We start from the raw sequence: 15,613 nt of genomic DNA on the forward strand, positions 1-15,613 counted from the left end.
GCGACGGCCAGCGGCTGCGTCTCGGCGTCGGTCTGCACCAGGATGCCGCGGTCGGCGCCCATGGCCAGCGCGGTGCGAAGCGTCTCCTGGCACGCCGCCGGACCGACGGTGACCACGACGACCTCGGTTGCCTTGCCGGCTTCCTTGCACCGGACCGCCTCTTCGACGGCGATCTCGTCGAAGGGGTTCATGCTCATCTTCACGTTGGCGGTCTCGACACCGGAACCGTCCGCCTTCACACGGACCTTCACGTTGTAATCCACCACCCTCTTCACGGGGACGAGGATCTTCATGCTGCGGTTTCCTCCCGGATTCGTTTTGTCTTGTCGGTTCAACTCGCCAGCGGGCGTTCGCGCCAGGCGGCCACGAAATCGGGCATCGGCGGCGATTCCCGGTGCTCGCCATGGATCGCCAGCACGTCCGCCGGGGGAACCACGGCGCCGCGCGCCACGAAGGCGCCCTGCACCACCGCCAGCGCCGCCGTGCCTCCGGCGGTCTCCACCCGGTGCTCGATGAAGAAGTACTTGTCGTCCCAGCACAGCACGCGGGTCGCCAGTTCGAAGCGCTGGAAAGGCGCCAGCGGGCGGCGGAAGCGCACGTTGGCGGCGCCGATCACCGGCTGCCAGCGGTGGCGCACGATCGACCGCCCCATGCCGGAGCGCAGCATCAGATCCACCCGCCCCAGGTCCATGACGCTGAAATAGCGGGCGTTGGTCATGTGCATGTTGAGATCGAGGTCGGTGGGCCAGACCCGGAAGCGCAGCCGCGCCGGTTCCAGGAAGCCCACGGCCCGGCCCGTCAGGGCGGCGGCGATGACGGCGATCAGCCGGAACAGCAGATTCATGCCCGCCCCCCGCGGGCCGCCGCATCCGTTCCCGTCCACTCGGTCGTCATGTCGTCCCATCCCCTCCGGCTCTCGGCCCGGCGGGGCGGACGGGCCGCACCGGCTCAGGCGCTCTTGGTCGTCAACCCGCGCTCGTCCAGCGCGGCCGCCACCTGGGCCTCGATCTCCCGCAGTTCGCCCACGGTCGCCTCCAGGTCCTGGCGTTGCTGCTCCAGATCCTTCAGCCGCGCGTCGATGCGCTTCTGCAGGACCTTCAATTGCTCCACCCCGCCGTCCACGTTGTAGAGGTCCAGATATTCCCGGATCTCCGCCAGCGAGAAGCCCAGCCGCTTGCCGCGCAGGATCAGCTTCAGCCGGGCGCGGTCGCGCTTGGTGTAGACGCGGTTGTTGCCCAGGCGGTTGGGCGACAGCAGCCCCTTGACTTCGTAGAAGCGGAGGGCGCGCGGCGTGATGCCCAGTTCCTCCGCCAGTTGATTGACCGTGTAGAGCTGTTCCATGGTGGGGGGCACGCCTTCCGTCACGTCGCACCGCGGCGGCGTGGAGTCCACGCCGCCGGACGGCGTCACCCGTTCCTACCACACCCGCCGCGGCGTGACAAAGCCGCGCGCCCTCGCCTCCTCACCCCTCCTGATTTTGCAAGCTCTCGGCGATCAGTTCCTTCTTGGACAGCTTGCCGACCGCGGTCTTGGGCAGCTCGGCGCGGAATTCGATCAGCTTCGGCATCTCGATCCGCGAGATCTTGTCGCGCAGGAAATCCTTCAACTGCTCCGCCGTCAGGCCGGCGCCGGGCTTGAGCTGCACGAAGGCCTTCGGACTCTGGCCGCGGTACTCGTCGGGAATGCCGATGACGCAGACGGCGACCACGTCCGGGTGCTGGTAAATGGCCTCCTCGATCATGCGCGGATAGACGTTGTAGCCGCCGCAGATGATGAGATCCTTCAGCCGGTCCAGCAGGAAGACGTAGCCGTCCTCGTCCATCACCCCGACGTCGCCGGTGAACAGCCAGCCGCCGACGATGGTGCGCCGGCTCTCCTCGTCCTTGTTCCAATAGCCGGCCATGACGTTGGGGCCGGACAGCACGACCTGCCCCTTCTCGCCCGCCGGCAGCACGCGGTCGGGATCGTCCAGCCCGCGGATCTGCACCATGATGCCGGGCAGCGGCAGGCCGATGGAGCCCTCCTTGTTCACGCCGGTCAGCGGGTTGCAGGCGCAGACGGGTGACGCCTCGCTGAGGCCGTAGCCCTCGACCAGGACGCAGCCGGTGGCCTCCTCGAACTGGCGTTTCAGCTCCATCGGCAGCGGCGCCCCGCCGGAGATGCAATAGCGGATCGACCGCATCGGGTAGCGCGCCACGTCCGGATGCCCCAGCAGAGCCTTGTACATGGTCGGCACGCCGGGCAGCAGCGTCGGCTTGCGCCGCGCGATGGTCTTCAGAACCTGCAACGTGTCGAAGCGCGGCAGCATGACCAGCTCCGCCCCCGCCGCCAGCCCCATGTTCAGCACCACCGTCATGGCGAAGACGTGGAAGAAGGGCAGGACGGCGAGCATCCGCTCCTCCCCCAGCGCCATGCCGGGGAACCACGCCTGCACCTGCCGCGCGTTCGCCACGAGGTTGGCGTGGGTCAGCATCGCCCCCTTGGGCACGCCGGTGGTCCCGCCGGTGTATTGCAGAACCGCCACGTCGCGCCGTGGGTCCACCCGCACCGGCGGGAACACGCCGTCGTTGGCCAGCAGCGCGTCGAAATCCACATGCCGCCCGTCCTGCGGGATGTCGGCCAGCTCGCTGCGCTTCAGCACGCGGAACAGCACGCTCTTCACCGGGGACAGGATGGAAGCCATGCGGCAGACCACGACCGTCCTCAGCCGCGTGCGGTCCAGCATCGCCTCGATCCGCGGGTAGATCTGCTTCAGATCGAGCGTGACCATGATTTCGGTCCCGGAATCCCCGATCTGGTGCTCAAGTTCCCGTTCCACGTAGAGCGGGTTGTAATTCACCACCGTGCCGCCGGCCTTCAGAATCCCGAAATAGGCGATCACGTAGGTCGGCGTGTTCGGCAGGCAGAGCCCCACCCGCACGCCCGGCTTCACACCCAGCGCCGCGAAGCCCTTGGCCGCCCGGTTCACCAGCCCCAGCACCTCCGCGTAGCTGTAGCGCCGGCCCAGGAAGTCCAGGCAGGGGCGGGCGGCGTAGCGGCGGGCGGCCTCCTCGAACAGCTCGGCCAGCGGGGTCACGGCGATCGGCTGGTCCCAGGCGATTCCGTCGGGATAGTGGGCCAGCCAGGGATGGTCCGGCGTGCCGTCCCCGGTGCGGCCCTTGCGCGCAAGATTCTCGGTCATCTCCGATCCTCCCGGCTGTGTGGCGGATCAGGACAACGGGGGATGCTGGGCGGTGCGGGGCGGTGGGAATCCGGGCGCGGCGGCGTTCTGCATGGTTTCACTCCCTGGATTGGTTCCCTGGATCGCCGGGGCGCCGGGAACGTTTTGGTTATGACGTTGACGTAAACGTAAAGCGTGCGTACTGTCAAGACCCGACGAACATGAATCCAGGGGAGAGAGACCGATCCATGGTTGAGGACATCCTGCGCGAACTCCAGTCCCGCTCCACCAGCTTCCGCAGCCTGAAGGCCGACGTCCGCTTCGCGCTGGAGGACGGCCATGCGGTGCGGGTCAACGCCCGCGAGACGCCCGTCGCCATCGCGCGGGAGGATGCCGGGGCCGCCGATCCCGACTGCACCATCCGCATCTCGTCCGAGAATCTGAAGAAGCTGATGGACGGGCGGCTGAACCCGATGCTGGCCTTCACCATGGGCAAGCTGAAGGTGGACGGCTCCATGGGCATCGCCATGAAGCTGGCGCAGCTTCTCGACGAGTGAACGAACCGGCCGGACGGCGGCACCATAAGCCGCCGCCGGACCACGAACACAGGGAGGAAACCACCCATGACGCACGCCCTGCGCGCGGCGTTGGCCGCTGCCGGCCTGCTGCTGACCGCGGCCACGGCGCACGCCGCCGAACCGCGCACGCTGACCTACCGGATCCTGATGGGCGACGATCCGGTCGGCACGGAGACCGTCCGGCTGGAGCCCCAGGGCGAGGTGACCAGGGTCGCCGTCACCGCCTCGACCCGGGTGAAGGTGCTGTTCATCAACTTCCGCTACGACCACAAGCGGGAAGAGGTGTGGAAGGGGCGGACACTGGAATCCATGAGCGCCCAGACCGACGACGACGGAACGCCCCACGCCGTCCAGATGATGCGGCGCGGCGGCGGCTACACGGTCACCGTGGACGGCAAGGCCGGCGAGGCGGGTGCCGACACCCTTCCCCTCACGCTGTGGACCCCGGAGGTGCTGAAGCGCCCCACCCTGCTGTCGGTCATCGACGGCAAGCCCTACGCCGTGCGCACCGACCTCGTGGGCGCCGAGACGCTGACCATCGGCGGGCGGTCCGTTCCGGCGCAGCATCACCGCATATCCGGCGACGTGGAGCGCGACCTGTGGTTCGACGCGCAGGGCACGCTGCTGAAGACCCGCTTCAAGCGCAGCGGCTACGATGTTACCTACATCCTCGAATGAGGTTCAGTTCTGCGTGAGGGTGCGATGCCGCTGTTCGTGTTCCCCGACGACCCGTCCTGGAACGAGGAGGCCGACGCCGTGGAGTTCGCGGTGGAGGTCGGGGAGTATCACGGGCGGGTCTTCGTCCCGCGCCGCGCCCTGCAAAGCCTCGCCGGCCATCTGCCGAAGCCGGACGAGGCGTTGCAGTATGTCTGCCTGAACCGCCCGGTCTTCGACAAGGCGGTGGAGGCCCGCATCATGGACCGGAAGCTGGACCCGGATGCGAACATCCACCTGACGGCGCGGGATGTGCGGCGGGTGGCACAGTAAGGGTTGAGTGGTTGCGCCGGGGCCCCACCCAACCCTCCCCCTGCGAAGCGGGGGGAGGCCGGGAGGAGGGCACAGCACAACCACGCCCCACCCTCAAATGCTGTAATTGTCCGCGATCCCGGACCGGAGCTGCTCGACCTGCTCGCGGAACCCGCCGCTGTCGCGGCCCGGTTCGTTGCGCACGTCCTGCACGATGCGCGCCGGGCTGCCGCCCAGAACGATGATGCGGTCGGCGAGGTGCACCGCCTCCTCCAGATCGTGCGTGACGAACAGCACGGTCTTGCCGGTCTCGCGGTGGATGCGCAGCAACTCGTCCTGAAGGCTGTGGCGCGTGATGGCGTCGAGCGCGCCGAACGGCTCGTCCATCAGCAGGATGTCGGGATCGACGGCCAGGGCGCGGGCGATGCCGACGCGCTGGCGCTGGCCGCCCGACAGCTCATAGGGCCAGCGCCGCCCGTAATCGTCCAGCCGGACGAGGCGCAGCGCGGCGGCCACCCGCTCCTCCCGCTCGGCGGCGGCGATCGGCAGGCCCTCCAGGCCGAAACGGACGTTCTTGGCGACCCGCCGCCAGGGCAGCAGGCGGGCGTCCTGGAAGACGAGGCTGACAGGGCGATGGCCCGGCTTCTTCGTCTCGTGGATGGTGACGGACCCGCCGCGCGCCTCGTGCAGCCCGGCGACGACGCGCAGCAGGGTGGATTTGCCGACGCCCGACGGGCCGACGATGGCGACGAAGCTGCCGCGCTCGATGGACAGATCGACATCCACCAGAACCGGCGGAGCCTCCGCGCCGTAGCCGATGGCGACGCCCTTCAGGTCGATGACCGCGGAGCCGTTTATTTTTGCCATGCGAGCACCCGCTGCTGAACCTGCATGAACAGGAAGTCGCACACGCCGTAGAGCGCCGCGATGGTCACCATGTAGAGCACGACGATGTGGGTGGCGAGCAGGCCGGAGGCGTCGGACATGCGGGCTCCCAGGCCGGAGATGCCGAACAGCTCCGCCGCGACCACGGTCATCCAGCCCTGCCCCAGCCCGGCGCGCACGCCGGACAGGATGCCCGGCAGCGCGCCGGGCAGGACGATCTTGAACAGGCGCGGGATCAGCCCGCCCTGCCCGAAGGCGTGGCCGAGTTCGATCAGGTCCTTGTCCACCCCGCGCACCGCGCTGTAGGTGGCGTAGTAGTTGATCCAGAAGACCGTCAGCGCGATCAGGAAGGTCGCCGCCGACTTGCTGACCCCGAACCAGATGATGGCGAAGGGAATCCAGGCGATGGACGGGATGGGGCGCAACATGCGCACCACCCAGGCCTGGAAGGCGTCCCACACCCCCCAGGTCGCCGCCGCCGTGCCGAAGGTGATGCCCAGGACGGTGCCGAGCGCCAGCCCCGACAGATAGTGCGACAGGCTGGCGAAGACCATCGCCTGCCAGGTGCCGGCCCGGAACTCCGCCAGGAAGGCGCCGGGCACCGCGCTGGGCGACGGCAGCAGGCCGGCGGGCACGACGCCGCTGCGCGCCAGCGCTTCCCAGGCGAGCAGGAAAGCGCCGACGCCGAGCGCCGACAGGGCGATGGAGCTGTGAAGCTTCAGCGGTTGACGCATCGCGTTTACTTCGCGGTGGCCGCGTCGTAGAAGCGGAAGTCGAACGCCTCCGCCACCGGGATGGTGCCCTCGGCGGAGCCGATCTCCTTGGCGTAGGCCATCATCTGCTCGACCGCCGGGACCACGCCGTGCGGATCGGCGACGAACTTGGAGCCCGGCGAGCGGAAGGCGGCCTCCAGCGTGGCCGGCTCCATCAGGCCCTTGCCCAGATATTCGTTGGCGACCTTGGCGGAGCGGGCCGGGTCCTTGGCGATCTGATCGACGGCACGGATGTGCGCCTTCAGAAGGCGGGTCAGCGCCTCGCCATGGTCCTTGGCGACCGGGCCGCGGACCGCGATGACGGTGCCGGGCTGGTTCGGGAACATCTCCGCGCCGGTGGCCAGCAGGCCGACGTTGGGATCGACCTTCTGGGTCACCGTCACCGTCGGCTCACGGATCGTCGCGGCGTCGAGCGCGCCGGCCAGCAGGGCCTGCTGGGTCTTCTCGATGCCCATGGAGATGATTTCCACGTTGGCCGGATCGGCCTTCACCACCTTGAACAGCCAGTGGCGCAGCACCGTGTCCGGAACCGAGCCCGGCGGCTGCGTGCCGATCTTCACCTTGCGGCCCGTGTCGGCGGCGAACTTCGCGATGGACTCCGCGGTGGCCTTGCCGCCCAGCGCCTTGGCAAACTCGCCGCGGCTGGCGACGACCATTTCCTCCACCGCCGAGTTGGCGATGACCGACACGTCCGCACCCTTGGAACGGGCGACCAGCACCGGCGCCACGCCGGCGTAGAGCAGGTCGATCTTGCCGGCGGCCATCGCCTGGATGGCGTGCGGGCCGGATTCGAACTTGGTCAGCTTGAGGTCGATGCCGGCCTCGCGCGCCCAGCCTTCCCCTTCCAGGATGAAGAGCGGCGCGGCGGCGAGGATGGGGATGTAGCCGACCTCCAGCTTCACCGGATCGGCGGCGCGGGCCGCGCCGGGCGTGAAGGCGGTCAGGGACGCGGCGGTCAGGGACGCGACGGCGGCCACAGCCAGCATCGCGGAGCGTCGGGTCAGGGCGGTCATGGATCCATCCTCGCAGGAAATTGCCCGCCTATTTAGCACATCTCCCTTCGGAAGGAAGAGTGAATTGCACAAACCAAGGTGATGCAATGAGCAATTTCACACGTTCATAGAGTTCTTACATGCGGGCATTCCCCCATAAGAAAAGGCCCCTTCCCGCACGGGGAAGGGGCCTTCCGATCGACACCGCCGCAGGGACAGCTTACACCCGGCCGCGCTTCAGGGCGTTCCGGCCGAACGCGCCGTCCACATAGTCGAGCAGCTCGCCCAGTGCCTCCACCGGGGTGACCTTGCCCGTATCGATGGTCAGCTCCGGCGATTCCGGCGCCTCGTAGGGGGCGGAGACGCCGGTGAACTCCGGGATCTCCCCGGCGCGCGCCCGGCGGTACAGGCCCTTGGGGTCGCGCGATTCGCAGGTGGCGAGATCGGCGGCCACGTAGACCTCGTGGAAGCGCTCGCCGCCGATGGCCCGCGCCCGCGCCCGGTCGGCCTGGAGCGGCGAGATCAGCGAGGCGATGACCAGAACGCCGGCGTCCGCGAACAGCTTGGCCGTCTCGGCGACGCGGCGGATGTTCTCCGCCCGGTCCTCCGCCGAGAAGCCCAGCCCGGCGTTCAGGCCGTTGCGCACGTTGTCGCCGTCCAGCACGAAGACCTGCCAGCCACGGTCGAACAGGGCGCGCTCCAGCGCCATGGCCAGCGTGGACTTGCCGGCGCCGGACAGACCGGTCAGCCACAGCACGCCGCCCTTGTGGCCGTTGGCGGCGTTGCGCTCGTCCGCCGTGACGGTGTGCGACACCTCGGTGGTGTTGGCCGACGCGGCGGGACCCTCGTCCACCTCCACGACGATGCAGCCGCCGACCACGTCGTGGCCGTCGATCAGCACGCCGCGCCCGGTCCGCGACAGCGCCGACGCGAGATCGACGGCGATCGGCGAGCGGGAGCGCAGGACGACCTCGGCCACCTCGTTGCGGTGGACGGCCTTGGCCGGGGTGCTGGAGAGATCCTCGATGTCGATGACGGCGGTGATGCTCTCCACCGTCACGCGGTGCTCGCCCGTCGTGATCTTCAGCGTGTAGGTCTTGCCGACCGTCAGCGGTTCCGAGGTCAGCCAGAAGGCCCGCACGCCCAAACGGTGGGTGACGTGCGGCGCCCCCTCCTCATGGTGGGCGATGTGGCCGCGCTCGGCGAAGATGCGCTTGTCGAGCGTGATGCCGATGCTCTGCCCGGCCTGGGCGGCGACGATGGGCTGGCTGTGGTTCCACCCCTCGATGCTGACCACCGTCGCGGTGGCGCCGGTCGGCGAGAAGCGCAGCGTGTCGCCGACGCGCAGCCGCCCGCTCTCGATCCGGCCCGCCAGGATGCGGCGGTCGTCGGGCTTGTAGACGTCCTGCAACGGGAAGCGCAGCGGCAGGTCGGTCGGCGCCTGCTGCGGGCGGAAGGCGTCCAGCGCCTCCACCACGGTCGGGCCGTCGTACCAGGGCGCCTTGCCGGAGCGGGTGACGATGTTGTCGCCGTGACGCGCCGCGATGGGGATCACCGTGGAGGTGTGCAGGCCGAGCTCCGCCAGATAGGCGCGGATCTCGTGGGACACAGCCTCGAACCGGTACTGGTCGAACTCCACCCGGTCCATCTTGTTGACCGCCACCGCCACCTGGCGCACGCCCAGCAGATGCAGCAGGAAGGCGTGGCGGCGCGACTGCTCCAGCGCACCCTCGGCGGCGTCGATCACCAGCAGGGCGGCGTCGGCCTGGGAGGCGCCGGTCACCATGTTCTTCAGGAACTCGGTGTGGCCCGGCGCGTCGATGATGACGTAGGGGCGCTGCTCCGTCTTGAAGTGGATCTGCGTGGTGTCGATGGTGATGCCCTGGTCGCGCTCCGCCTGGAGCGCGTCCATCACGAAGGCCCATTCGAAGGGCATGCCGCGCTTGCGGCTCATCTCGTGCACCTGCTCCACCTTGCCGTCGGGCAGGCTGCCGGTGTCGTTCAGCAGGCGCCCGATCAGCGTGGACTTGCCGTGATCGACATGGCCCACGATGACGATGCGGAGCTGGCCGTTCAGTTCGTTCCGGATATCCATCTTTCCCATCCCCCGCTTACATGTAGCCCGAGCTGCGCAGGCGCTCGAAGCTGTCCTCGGCCTCGTTGTCCATGGCGCGGCCGGCGCGCTCCGGGATGCGGGTCACCACCAGTTCGGCGATGATCTCGTCGATGGTGCCGGCGGTGCTGTCCACCGGGAAGGTGATGTTCTTCTCGCCCAGCGAGCGGTAGCGCTTGCCGTCCTTGGCGAAGTACAGCGGGACGATGGGAATCCCCTCGCGCTTGGAATAGCGCCAGATGTCCAGTTCGGTCCAATGCAGCAGCGGGTGGATGCGGACGTGGGTGCCTTCCTCGAACCGGGTCTTGTAGTGGTCCCAGAACTCCGCCGGCTGGTCCTTCACGTCCCAATCGCCTTCCAGCGAGCGCGGGGAGAAGACGCGCTCCTTGGCGCGGGTCGCCTGCTCGTCGCGGCGGATGCCCACCATGATCCCCTGGTACTTGCCGGTGCGGAGCAGGTTCTTCAGCCCCTCCGTCTTGCGGGCGGCGGCGCGGGTCAGCGGCGGCAGGGTCTGGTCCATGTCCGCTTCCGGCGGGCACTGCTCGACCCGCAGATCGAGGTCCCACTCCCCGGCGATGCGGTCGCGGAAATCGTAGACCTCCTGAAGCTCCATCGCGGTGTCCAACTGGACGACCGGGAACGGCACGCGCCCGAAGAACGCCTTGCGGCAGAGCCAGAGCAGGACGTTGCTGTCCTTTCCGATCGACCACAGCAGAGCCAGCTTGTCGATGCGGTTGTAGGCCTCGCGGAGGATGTAGATGCTCTGGCTCTCAAGGTAATCGAGATCGGCGGTCATTGTGCGGTTCCGGTCTTCTTGAAGGTGTGAATGCCGCATTCGGTCTTGGCGGTTCCGGCCCAGCGTCCGGACCGCGGGTCCGCACCGGGAGCGACACGCTCGGTGCAGGTGAAACAGCCGATGGACAGGAAGCCGTCGGCCTCAAGCGGGTGGCGCGGCAGGTTGCGCCGCGCGAATTCCTGGTCGATCCGCTCGCGGTCCCACAGGGCGAGCGGGTTGATCTTGATGCGGCCCGTGCCCTCTTCCGCCTCGAACAGGGGAAGGGCGGCGCGGGTGCTGGCCTGGAAGCGCTTGCGCCCGGTCACCCAGGCGTCGAAGCCTTCCAGCGCGCGGTCCAGCGGCACCGTCTTGCGCAGATGGCAGCAGGCGTCGTGCGAGCGGGTGAACAGCAGTCCGTCGGCGTCCTCCGCCGCCAGATCCTCGTCGGTCGGGCCGACGGTGCGGACCCCGGTCAGGCCCAGCGCGGCGGCCAGCTTGTCGCGGTAGCGCAGCGTCTCCCCGAACAGCTTGCCCGTGTTGACGAACAGCACGGGGAAGGATGGGTCGGCCTCCGCCGCCATGGCGAGCAGCACCGCCGATTCCGTACCGAAGGAGGAAACCACAGCGACGCGGCCGTCAAATTCGTCGCGCAGCAGGGCGTTCAAAAGCACCGCCCCTTCCAACCGTCCGTACCGTTCGGCCAGCTCCGCCACGCGGTCAGATTTCACAGCCCGAGAAAGTCCATCCAGCATGGCCAGTTTGCCTACTCGCAAAGTGGAGTATTTGTTCTGAATTGCACATTAACACCAGTTTCACGGCGTTGCAATGCATATACATTGTCTACATGTATTATAGGTTTATAAGAGTTTGTGAAATCTGTTGATTGCACCCCTGCATCGCGCTTAAATGCGCCCATGATGCTTATTCACGACATCAATGGTGTGCATTTCGGGTGGCGGCGGTGATCCCGGTCGCCCTTGATCCCGCGCATGTGCGCATCGTGCTGGTCGGCCAGGGGCCGCTGGCGAAGCGCCGCCTTCTCCAGCTGGTGGATGGCGGCGCTTCGCCAGCGGTCTATTCACCGGAGCCAGACGTGGAATTGGCCGCCCTGGCGGGCGACCATCTGCGCCGCACCCTGCCCTCTCCCGTCGAACTGGACGGCGTGCATGCGCTGTTCATCGTGGGAATTCCGGATGAAGCCGCGGAAACGCTGGCGCGCCAGGCGCGGGAACGGAACATTCTGGTGAATGTGGAGGATGTGGTTCCGCTCTGCGATTTCCACGCGCCTTCCGTGGTCAGGCGTGGGGAGCTCCTGCTGACCGTCTCGACCGGCGGCAGGAGTCCGGCTCTGGCCCAGGCCATCCGCGAGCGGCTGGAAACCCTGTTCCCCACCGTCTGGGCCGATCGCCTGGCGGAGCTTGCCGCGCTCCGCGACCGCCTGCGCGCCGCGGGCGCCAAGGGCCCCGAGGTGCTGCGCGCCTGCCGGGACCTGATCGCCGCCAAAGGATGGCTGCCATGATCTCTCCTCATCTGTCGTCCCGCCTGCCCGCCTTCGAGGCGGGAAGCGTCTGGCTCGCCGGGGCCGGTCCGGGCGATCCGGGTCTGCTGACCCTGCTGGCCGCCAAGGCGCTGGGCGAGGCCGATGCCATCGTCCACGACGCGCTGGTCGGCGGCGGCATCCTGGACTTCGCCAACCCCGGCGCCCTGCTGGTGGACATGGGCAAGCGCGCCGGCCATCCCTCCCCCAGGCAGGAGGCGATCAACGAACGGCTGGTGGAACTGGCGCGGGAAGGCCGGCGGGTGCTGCGGCTGAAGGGCGGCGACCCCTTCGTCTTCGGGCGCGGCGGCGAGGAATGCCTCGCGCTGGCCGAGGCGGAGATTCCCTTCCGCGTGGTGCCGGGCGTCACCGCGGGCATCGGCGGGCTGGCCTACGCCGGCATCCCGGTGACCCACCGCGGCTTCGGCACCACGGCGACCTTCGTCACCGGCCACGACAAGGCCGGCGGGCTGCCCGCCGATCTGGACTGGGACGTTCTGGCGCGGCTGCCCGGCGCGCTGGTCTTCTACATGGCGCTTGGCACCATCGGCACCATCGCCGACCGGCTGACCGCCGCCGGCAAGCCGCCGATGACTCCGGTCGCCATCGTGTCGAGCGCCAGCACCGAGGCGCAGAGCGTCGTCGAAACCAATCTTGCCCATTGCGCGCGGGATGTCGTGCGGCTACAGGCCAAGCGCCCCGCGATCGTCGTGGTCGGCGAGGTCGTGCGGCTGCGCGCCCTGATCGGCGCGTGGCAGCAAACCACCGGCCAGCATCCGTCCTCCATCGCCGTGTCGGCGTGAGCGTTCGTGTTAGGAGTTGAAGGCATGGCGTTGAACGATAAGTCCCGGAACGAGGCGGTGCTGCAGGCCATCACCGCAAACCGCCTGCGCGACGGCGAGGTGATCTTCCTTGCCCCCGGCTCCGCTGTCGGCTCCGGCGTTGCCTGGGTGGAGCGGCTGGAGGACGCCGCCCTGTTCGAGGACGCCGCCACCGCCGACGCCGCCCTGGCCGCCGCCAAGGCCCAGGCGGAGGGCGAGCGGTTCGCCGTGGACGTCTACGCCTTCGACCTGCGCGTCGCGGACGGACAGCGGCTGCCGGTCAAGACGCGGGAGCGCATCCGGGCGCTGGGTCCCACCGTGCGCATCGATCTCGGCAAGCAGGCTGCGGCCTGAACCGGGCGGCCAACATTCTGAATAGGGCGAGTTCCATGAACCACATCGCGCCCGGCCGCAACGCCGGGGTCTACAGCTACGACGACATCGACCGCCGCTTCGTCGCGGAGCGCGTGGAGCAGTTCCGCGCCCAGGTCGAGCGCCGCCTGTCCGGCGAGCTGACCGAGGAGGAGTTCAAGCCCCTGCGGCTGATGAACGGCCTCTACCTCCAGCTTCACGCCTACATGCTGCGCGTCGCCGTTCCCTACGGCGTCCTGACCTCGCATCAGTTGCGCAAGCTGGCCGGGATCGGGCGGAAATACGACAAGGGCTACGGCCACTTCACCACCCGCCAGAATCTCCAGTTCAACTGGATCAAGCTGGAGGACACCCCGGCTATCCTGAACGAGCTGGCCGAGGTGGACATGCACGCGCTGCAGACCAGCGGCAACTGCGTGCGCAACGTCACCACCGACCAGTTCGTGGGCGCGGCGCGGGACGAGGTGGTGGACGGGCGCGTCTACGCCGAAATCCTGCGGCAATGGACCACCCTGCACCCTGAATTCACCTATCTGCCGCGCAAGTTCAAGATCGCCATCATGGGGTCCGACGCGGACCGCGCGGCCATCCGCGTCCATGACGTGGGCGTCTTCGCCAAGCGCAACGAGCGGGGCGAGGTCGGATTCACCTTCTATGTCGGCGGCGGTCTGGGCCGCTCGCCCTTCGTGGGCAAGCTGATCCGCGACTGGGTGCCCGAGGAGGATTTCGTCGCCTATCTCGAAGCCATCCTGCGCGTCTACAACCAGTATGGCCGGCGCGACAACATCTACAAGGCGCGCATCAAGATCCTCGTCCACGAGCTGGGCCAGGAGAAATTCACGCAGGAGGTCGAGGAGGAGTTCGCCCGCCTGCGCGGCCCGAAATACCGCCTCGCGCCGGAGATCGTGGACGAGATCCGCCGCCGCTTCGGCGGCCCGGCCTTCGAGACGCTGACCGACGAGCCGGAATCCCTCCAGGCCGCCAAGGCCGCGAACCCGGACTTCGCCCGCTGGGTGGCGGTCAACGTCGTCGCCCACAAGGTCCCCGGCTACGCCGCCGCCACCATCTCGCTGAAGCCGGCCGGCGGCATCCCCGGCGACGCCACGTCGGAACAGATGGAACTGGTCGCCGATCTGGCCGACGCGCACAGCTTCGGCGAACTCCGCGTCAGCCACGCGCAGAACCTCGTCCTCGCCCATGTCCGGCAGGACGCGCTGTTCACCCTGTGGACCGCGTTGGAGGCCAACGGGCTGGGCACCCCGAACGCGGGGCTGATCGGCGACATCATCGCCTGCCCCGGCCTGGATTACTGCGCGCTGGCCAACGCCCGTTCCATCCCGCTGGCCCAGGCCATCTCGGCCCGCTTCGCCGATCCGGCGCGGCAGCAGACCATCGGCGAGCTGGGCATCAAGATCAGCGGCTGCATCAACGCCTGCGGCCACCACCATGTCGGCGCCATCGGCATCCTGGGCGTGGATAAGAAGGGCGAGGAGTTCTACCAGATCACCGTGGGCGGCGACCCGACCCTGACCACGGCGATCGGCGACATCCTCGGCCCGGCGGTGACCGCCGACGAGACGGTGGACGCCATCGAGGCCATCGTCGAGGTCTATCTGTCCAACCGGCACGACGGGGAACGCTTCCTCGACACGCTGAAGCGCGTCGGCCACGGCCCGTTCAAGGAGAGAGTCTATGCCGCTCATTAAGGACGGCCGCATCGTCGAGGACGCGTGGGTTGCGGTCGCGGACGGCGAACCGGTTCCCGCCGACCGCCCCGCCATCGTCACCTTCGAGCGCTGGCAGGCGGAGCGCGCGAGCTTTGACGGGCGCAACGCGGCTCTCGGCCTGCGGGTGAAGAGCGGAACGCTGGCCCCGGCCATCGCCGCGGATCTGGACCGTTTCGCCCTGGTGGCGATCGAGTTCCCGAAGTTCCGCGACGGGCGCGGCTTCTCCACCGCCCGCGAGCTGCGGGAGCGCTACGGCTATGAGGGCGAGATCCGGGCGGTCGGGCACGTCATCCCCGACCAGTACCAGTTCCTGGTCCGCACCGGCTTCACCTCCGCCGAGGCCCCGGAACACACCAAGCCGGAAAGCTGGGCGCACGCCCTGACGGAAATCACCGTCGCCTTCCAGCCGTCGCTGGACGACCCGCAGCCGCTCTCGCTCCTGCGGCGCCGCCTGGGGTCCTGATCTGGGGTCCTGACCGCTTCGCCGCGCCCGTGTCCCGACAAGGGAGCGGGCGCGGCATCCCCGGCCTGTTCACGCCGGGGTGAAGACCCAGAACAGCCCCGCCGCCGCCGCGATGAGCACCGCCGCGACCAACCCGGCGACGGTGCGCCGCATCCGGGCCTCGCGCCGCTCGACCTCCCGGCGCTTCCTCAGCAGATATTGTTGCTCGGGACCGAGAAAGGCGCCCGGATCGCCGTCCGGCGCGACGGCACGCTTCGCCATGCCCCGGTTGCGCGCCACGGGCGGAGTCCGCACCTGGGGCCGCGCCGCCCGCCCTTCCAGAACCATCGATTCGCCGGCCAGAGGGCGCCCCGCCCCCGGACGGCCCCGGCCCGCCTTCCTGGATGCCTTGCGTCTTTTGCTCGCCATGCCCCTCACCTCACCGTCGGCATGCGGAGCATAGCGGCCCCGG

The 15,613-nt window shown here is 68.8% G+C and carries 19 protein-coding genes; 8 read left to right on the top strand and 11 right to left on the bottom strand.

Annotated elements, in window-relative coordinates; all coding sequences use genetic code 11:
• From QSG27_RS00700 to QSG27_RS00715, 4 genes are all read right to left on the bottom strand, one after another.
• Positions 1 to 293, bottom strand: a 293-nt coding sequence (locus tag QSG27_RS00700) for an electron transfer flavoprotein subunit beta/FixA family protein (protein ID WP_407653165.1), incomplete at its 3' end; no start/stop codon positions are given.
• Positions 294 to 331: 38 nt separating this feature from the next.
• Positions 332 to 844 carry a thioesterase family protein gene (locus tag QSG27_RS00705; RefSeq protein WP_306703198.1) on the bottom strand — a complete coding sequence of 171 codons (513 nt, stop codon included), beginning with the start codon at positions 842 to 844 and terminating at the stop codon, positions 332 to 334.
• Positions 845 to 948: 104 nt separating this feature from the next.
• The gene (locus tag QSG27_RS00710) at positions 949 to 1,341 is read right to left on the bottom strand and encodes a MerR family transcriptional regulator (RefSeq protein ID WP_306703333.1); all 393 of its coding nucleotides are present in this window, start codon (positions 1,339 to 1,341) and stop codon (positions 949 to 951) included.
• 121 nt (positions 1,342 to 1,462) lie between these two features.
• The gene (locus QSG27_RS00715) at positions 1,463 to 3,181 is read right to left on the bottom strand and encodes a long-chain-fatty-acid--CoA ligase (protein WP_306703199.1); all 1,719 of its coding nucleotides are present in this window, start codon (positions 3,179 to 3,181) and stop codon (positions 1,463 to 1,465) included.
• Positions 3,182 to 3,408: 227 nt separating this feature from the next.
• On the opposite strand from QSG27_RS00715, the gene QSG27_RS00720 reads away from it, so the two are divergent.
• The 3 genes from QSG27_RS00720 (at position 3,409) to QSG27_RS00730 (ending at position 4,725) form a co-directional block, all read left to right on the top strand.
• Positions 3,409 to 3,717, top strand: a complete 309-nt coding sequence (locus QSG27_RS00720) for an SCP2 sterol-binding domain-containing protein (RefSeq protein WP_306703200.1) — start codon at positions 3,409 to 3,411, stop codon at positions 3,715 to 3,717.
• Between the two features lie 66 nt (positions 3,718 to 3,783).
• Positions 3,784 to 4,416: a DUF6134 family protein gene (locus QSG27_RS00725; protein WP_306703201.1), complete on the top strand. Its 633-nt coding sequence runs from the start codon at positions 3,784 to 3,786 to the stop codon at positions 4,414 to 4,416.
• 24 nt (positions 4,417 to 4,440) lie between these two features.
• A complete protein-coding gene (locus QSG27_RS00730) occupies positions 4,441 to 4,725 on the top strand; it encodes a DUF1488 family protein (protein ID WP_306703202.1) in 285 nt (94 codons plus the stop codon).
• Between the two features lie 93 nt (positions 4,726 to 4,818).
• On the opposite strand, the gene QSG27_RS00735 is transcribed toward QSG27_RS00730, so the two are convergent.
• The 6 genes from QSG27_RS00735 to QSG27_RS00760 all read right to left on the bottom strand — a co-directional run bounded on the left by QSG27_RS00735 (position 4,819) and on the right by QSG27_RS00760 (position 10,994).
• Positions 4,819 to 5,571, bottom strand: coding sequence for an ABC transporter ATP-binding protein (locus QSG27_RS00735; protein WP_306703203.1), 753 nt, complete (start codon positions 5,569 to 5,571; stop codon positions 4,819 to 4,821).
• Positions 5,559 to 6,323: an ABC transporter permease gene (locus QSG27_RS00740; protein ID WP_306703204.1), complete on the bottom strand. Its 765-nt coding sequence runs from the start codon at positions 6,321 to 6,323 to the stop codon at positions 5,559 to 5,561. The genes QSG27_RS00735 and QSG27_RS00740 overlap by 13 nt, the downstream gene beginning before the upstream one ends.
• A 5-nt stretch (positions 6,324 to 6,328) precedes the next feature.
• Positions 6,329 to 7,375 carry an ABC transporter substrate-binding protein gene (locus QSG27_RS00745; protein WP_306703205.1) on the bottom strand — a complete coding sequence of 349 codons (1,047 nt, stop codon included), beginning with the start codon at positions 7,373 to 7,375 and terminating at the stop codon, positions 6,329 to 6,331.
• 199 nt (positions 7,376 to 7,574) lie between these two features.
• Positions 7,575 to 9,449 carry an adenylyl-sulfate kinase gene (gene cysC, locus QSG27_RS00750; protein WP_306703206.1) on the bottom strand — a complete coding sequence of 625 codons (1,875 nt, stop codon included), beginning with the start codon at positions 9,447 to 9,449 and terminating at the stop codon, positions 7,575 to 7,577.
• Positions 9,450 to 9,465: 16 nt separating this feature from the next.
• The gene (cysD, locus tag QSG27_RS00755; RefSeq protein WP_306703207.1) at positions 9,466 to 10,263 is read right to left on the bottom strand and encodes a sulfate adenylyltransferase subunit CysD; all 798 of its coding nucleotides are present in this window, start codon (positions 10,261 to 10,263) and stop codon (positions 9,466 to 9,468) included.
• A complete protein-coding gene (locus tag QSG27_RS00760; protein ID WP_306703209.1) occupies positions 10,260 to 10,994 on the bottom strand; it encodes a phosphoadenylyl-sulfate reductase in 735 nt (244 codons plus the stop codon). Before QSG27_RS00760 ends, cysD begins: the two co-directional genes overlap by 4 nt.
• Before the next feature lie 200 nt (positions 10,995 to 11,194).
• Between QSG27_RS00760 and QSG27_RS00765 the strand changes: the two genes are divergently transcribed.
• The 5 genes from QSG27_RS00765 to QSG27_RS00785 are packed head-to-tail and all read left to right on the top strand — an operon-like array spanning position 11,195 to position 15,162.
• On the top strand, positions 11,195 to 11,761 hold the full coding sequence (locus QSG27_RS00765) for a precorrin-2 dehydrogenase/sirohydrochlorin ferrochelatase family protein (protein WP_306703210.1): 567 nt from the start codon (positions 11,195 to 11,197) through the stop codon (positions 11,759 to 11,761).
• A complete protein-coding gene (gene cobA / locus QSG27_RS00770) occupies positions 11,758 to 12,582 on the top strand; it encodes a uroporphyrinogen-III C-methyltransferase (RefSeq protein ID WP_306703212.1) in 825 nt (274 codons plus the stop codon). The genes QSG27_RS00765 and cobA overlap by 4 nt, the downstream gene beginning before the upstream one ends.
• Before the next feature lie 24 nt (positions 12,583 to 12,606).
• Complete coding sequence (locus tag QSG27_RS00775) at positions 12,607 to 12,954, top strand: DUF2849 domain-containing protein (protein WP_306703213.1); 348 nt, start codon at positions 12,607 to 12,609, stop codon at positions 12,952 to 12,954.
• A 35-nt stretch (positions 12,955 to 12,989) separates the two neighbouring features.
• Positions 12,990 to 14,678, top strand: coding sequence for a nitrite/sulfite reductase (locus QSG27_RS00780; RefSeq protein WP_306703214.1), 1,689 nt, complete (start codon positions 12,990 to 12,992; stop codon positions 14,676 to 14,678).
• Positions 14,665 to 15,162 carry a DUF934 domain-containing protein gene (locus tag QSG27_RS00785; protein ID WP_306703215.1) on the top strand — a complete coding sequence of 166 codons (498 nt, stop codon included), beginning with the start codon at positions 14,665 to 14,667 and terminating at the stop codon, positions 15,160 to 15,162. Before QSG27_RS00780 ends, QSG27_RS00785 begins: the two co-directional genes overlap by 14 nt.
• A 69-nt stretch (positions 15,163 to 15,231) precedes the next feature.
• Here QSG27_RS00785 and QSG27_RS00790 read toward each other — a convergent pair whose 3' ends face one another.
• Entirely contained in the window at positions 15,232 to 15,570 is a 339-nt protein-coding gene (locus QSG27_RS00790) for a hypothetical protein (RefSeq protein WP_306703217.1), read from the bottom strand.
• Between the last annotated feature and the right edge of the window lie 43 nt (positions 15,571 to 15,613).

This window comes from Azospirillum isscasi, from assembly GCF_030849505.1.
In the GTDB taxonomy this organism is placed as follows: domain Bacteria; phylum Pseudomonadota; class Alphaproteobacteria; order Azospirillales; family Azospirillaceae; genus Azospirillum; species Azospirillum isscasi.

Bases quoted from the DNA above. Each gene is read 5' to 3' on its own strand.
- QSG27_RS00705 (WP_306703198.1), bottom strand. From the start codon at position 844: ATGAATCTGCTGTTCCGGCTGATCGCCGTCATCGCCGCCGCCCTGACG.
- QSG27_RS00710 (WP_306703333.1), bottom strand. From the start codon at position 1,341: ATGGAACAGCTCTACACGGTCAATCAACTGGCGGAGGAACTGGGCATC.
- QSG27_RS00715 (WP_306703199.1), bottom strand. From the start codon at position 3,181: ATGACCGAGAATCTTGCGCGCAAGGGCCGCACCGGGGACGGCACGCCG.
- QSG27_RS00720 (WP_306703200.1), top strand. From the start codon at position 3,409: ATGGTTGAGGACATCCTGCGCGAACTCCAGTCCCGCTCCACCAGCTTC.
- QSG27_RS00725 (WP_306703201.1), top strand. From the start codon at position 3,784: ATGACGCACGCCCTGCGCGCGGCGTTGGCCGCTGCCGGCCTGCTGCTG.
- QSG27_RS00730 (WP_306703202.1), top strand. From the start codon at position 4,441: ATGCCGCTGTTCGTGTTCCCCGACGACCCGTCCTGGAACGAGGAGGCC.
- QSG27_RS00735 (WP_306703203.1), bottom strand. From the start codon at position 5,571: ATGGCAAAAATAAACGGCTCCGCGGTCATCGACCTGAAGGGCGTCGCC.
- QSG27_RS00740 (WP_306703204.1), bottom strand. From the start codon at position 6,323: ATGCGTCAACCGCTGAAGCTTCACAGCTCCATCGCCCTGTCGGCGCTC.
- QSG27_RS00745 (WP_306703205.1), bottom strand. From the start codon at position 7,375: ATGACCGCCCTGACCCGACGCTCCGCGATGCTGGCTGTGGCCGCCGTC.
- cysC (WP_306703206.1), bottom strand. From the start codon at position 9,449: ATGGATATCCGGAACGAACTGAACGGCCAGCTCCGCATCGTCATCGTG.
- cysD (WP_306703207.1), bottom strand. From the start codon at position 10,263: ATGACCGCCGATCTCGATTACCTTGAGAGCCAGAGCATCTACATCCTC.
- QSG27_RS00760 (WP_306703209.1), bottom strand. From the start codon at position 10,994: ATGCTGGATGGACTTTCTCGGGCTGTGAAATCTGACCGCGTGGCGGAG.
- cobA (WP_306703212.1), top strand. From the start codon at position 11,758: ATGATCTCTCCTCATCTGTCGTCCCGCCTGCCCGCCTTCGAGGCGGGA.
- QSG27_RS00775 (WP_306703213.1), top strand. From the start codon at position 12,607: ATGGCGTTGAACGATAAGTCCCGGAACGAGGCGGTGCTGCAGGCCATC.
- QSG27_RS00780 (WP_306703214.1), top strand. From the start codon at position 12,990: ATGAACCACATCGCGCCCGGCCGCAACGCCGGGGTCTACAGCTACGAC.
- QSG27_RS00785 (WP_306703215.1), top strand. From the start codon at position 14,665: ATGCCGCTCATTAAGGACGGCCGCATCGTCGAGGACGCGTGGGTTGCG.
- QSG27_RS00790 (WP_306703217.1), bottom strand. From the start codon at position 15,570: ATGGCGAGCAAAAGACGCAAGGCATCCAGGAAGGCGGGCCGGGGCCGT.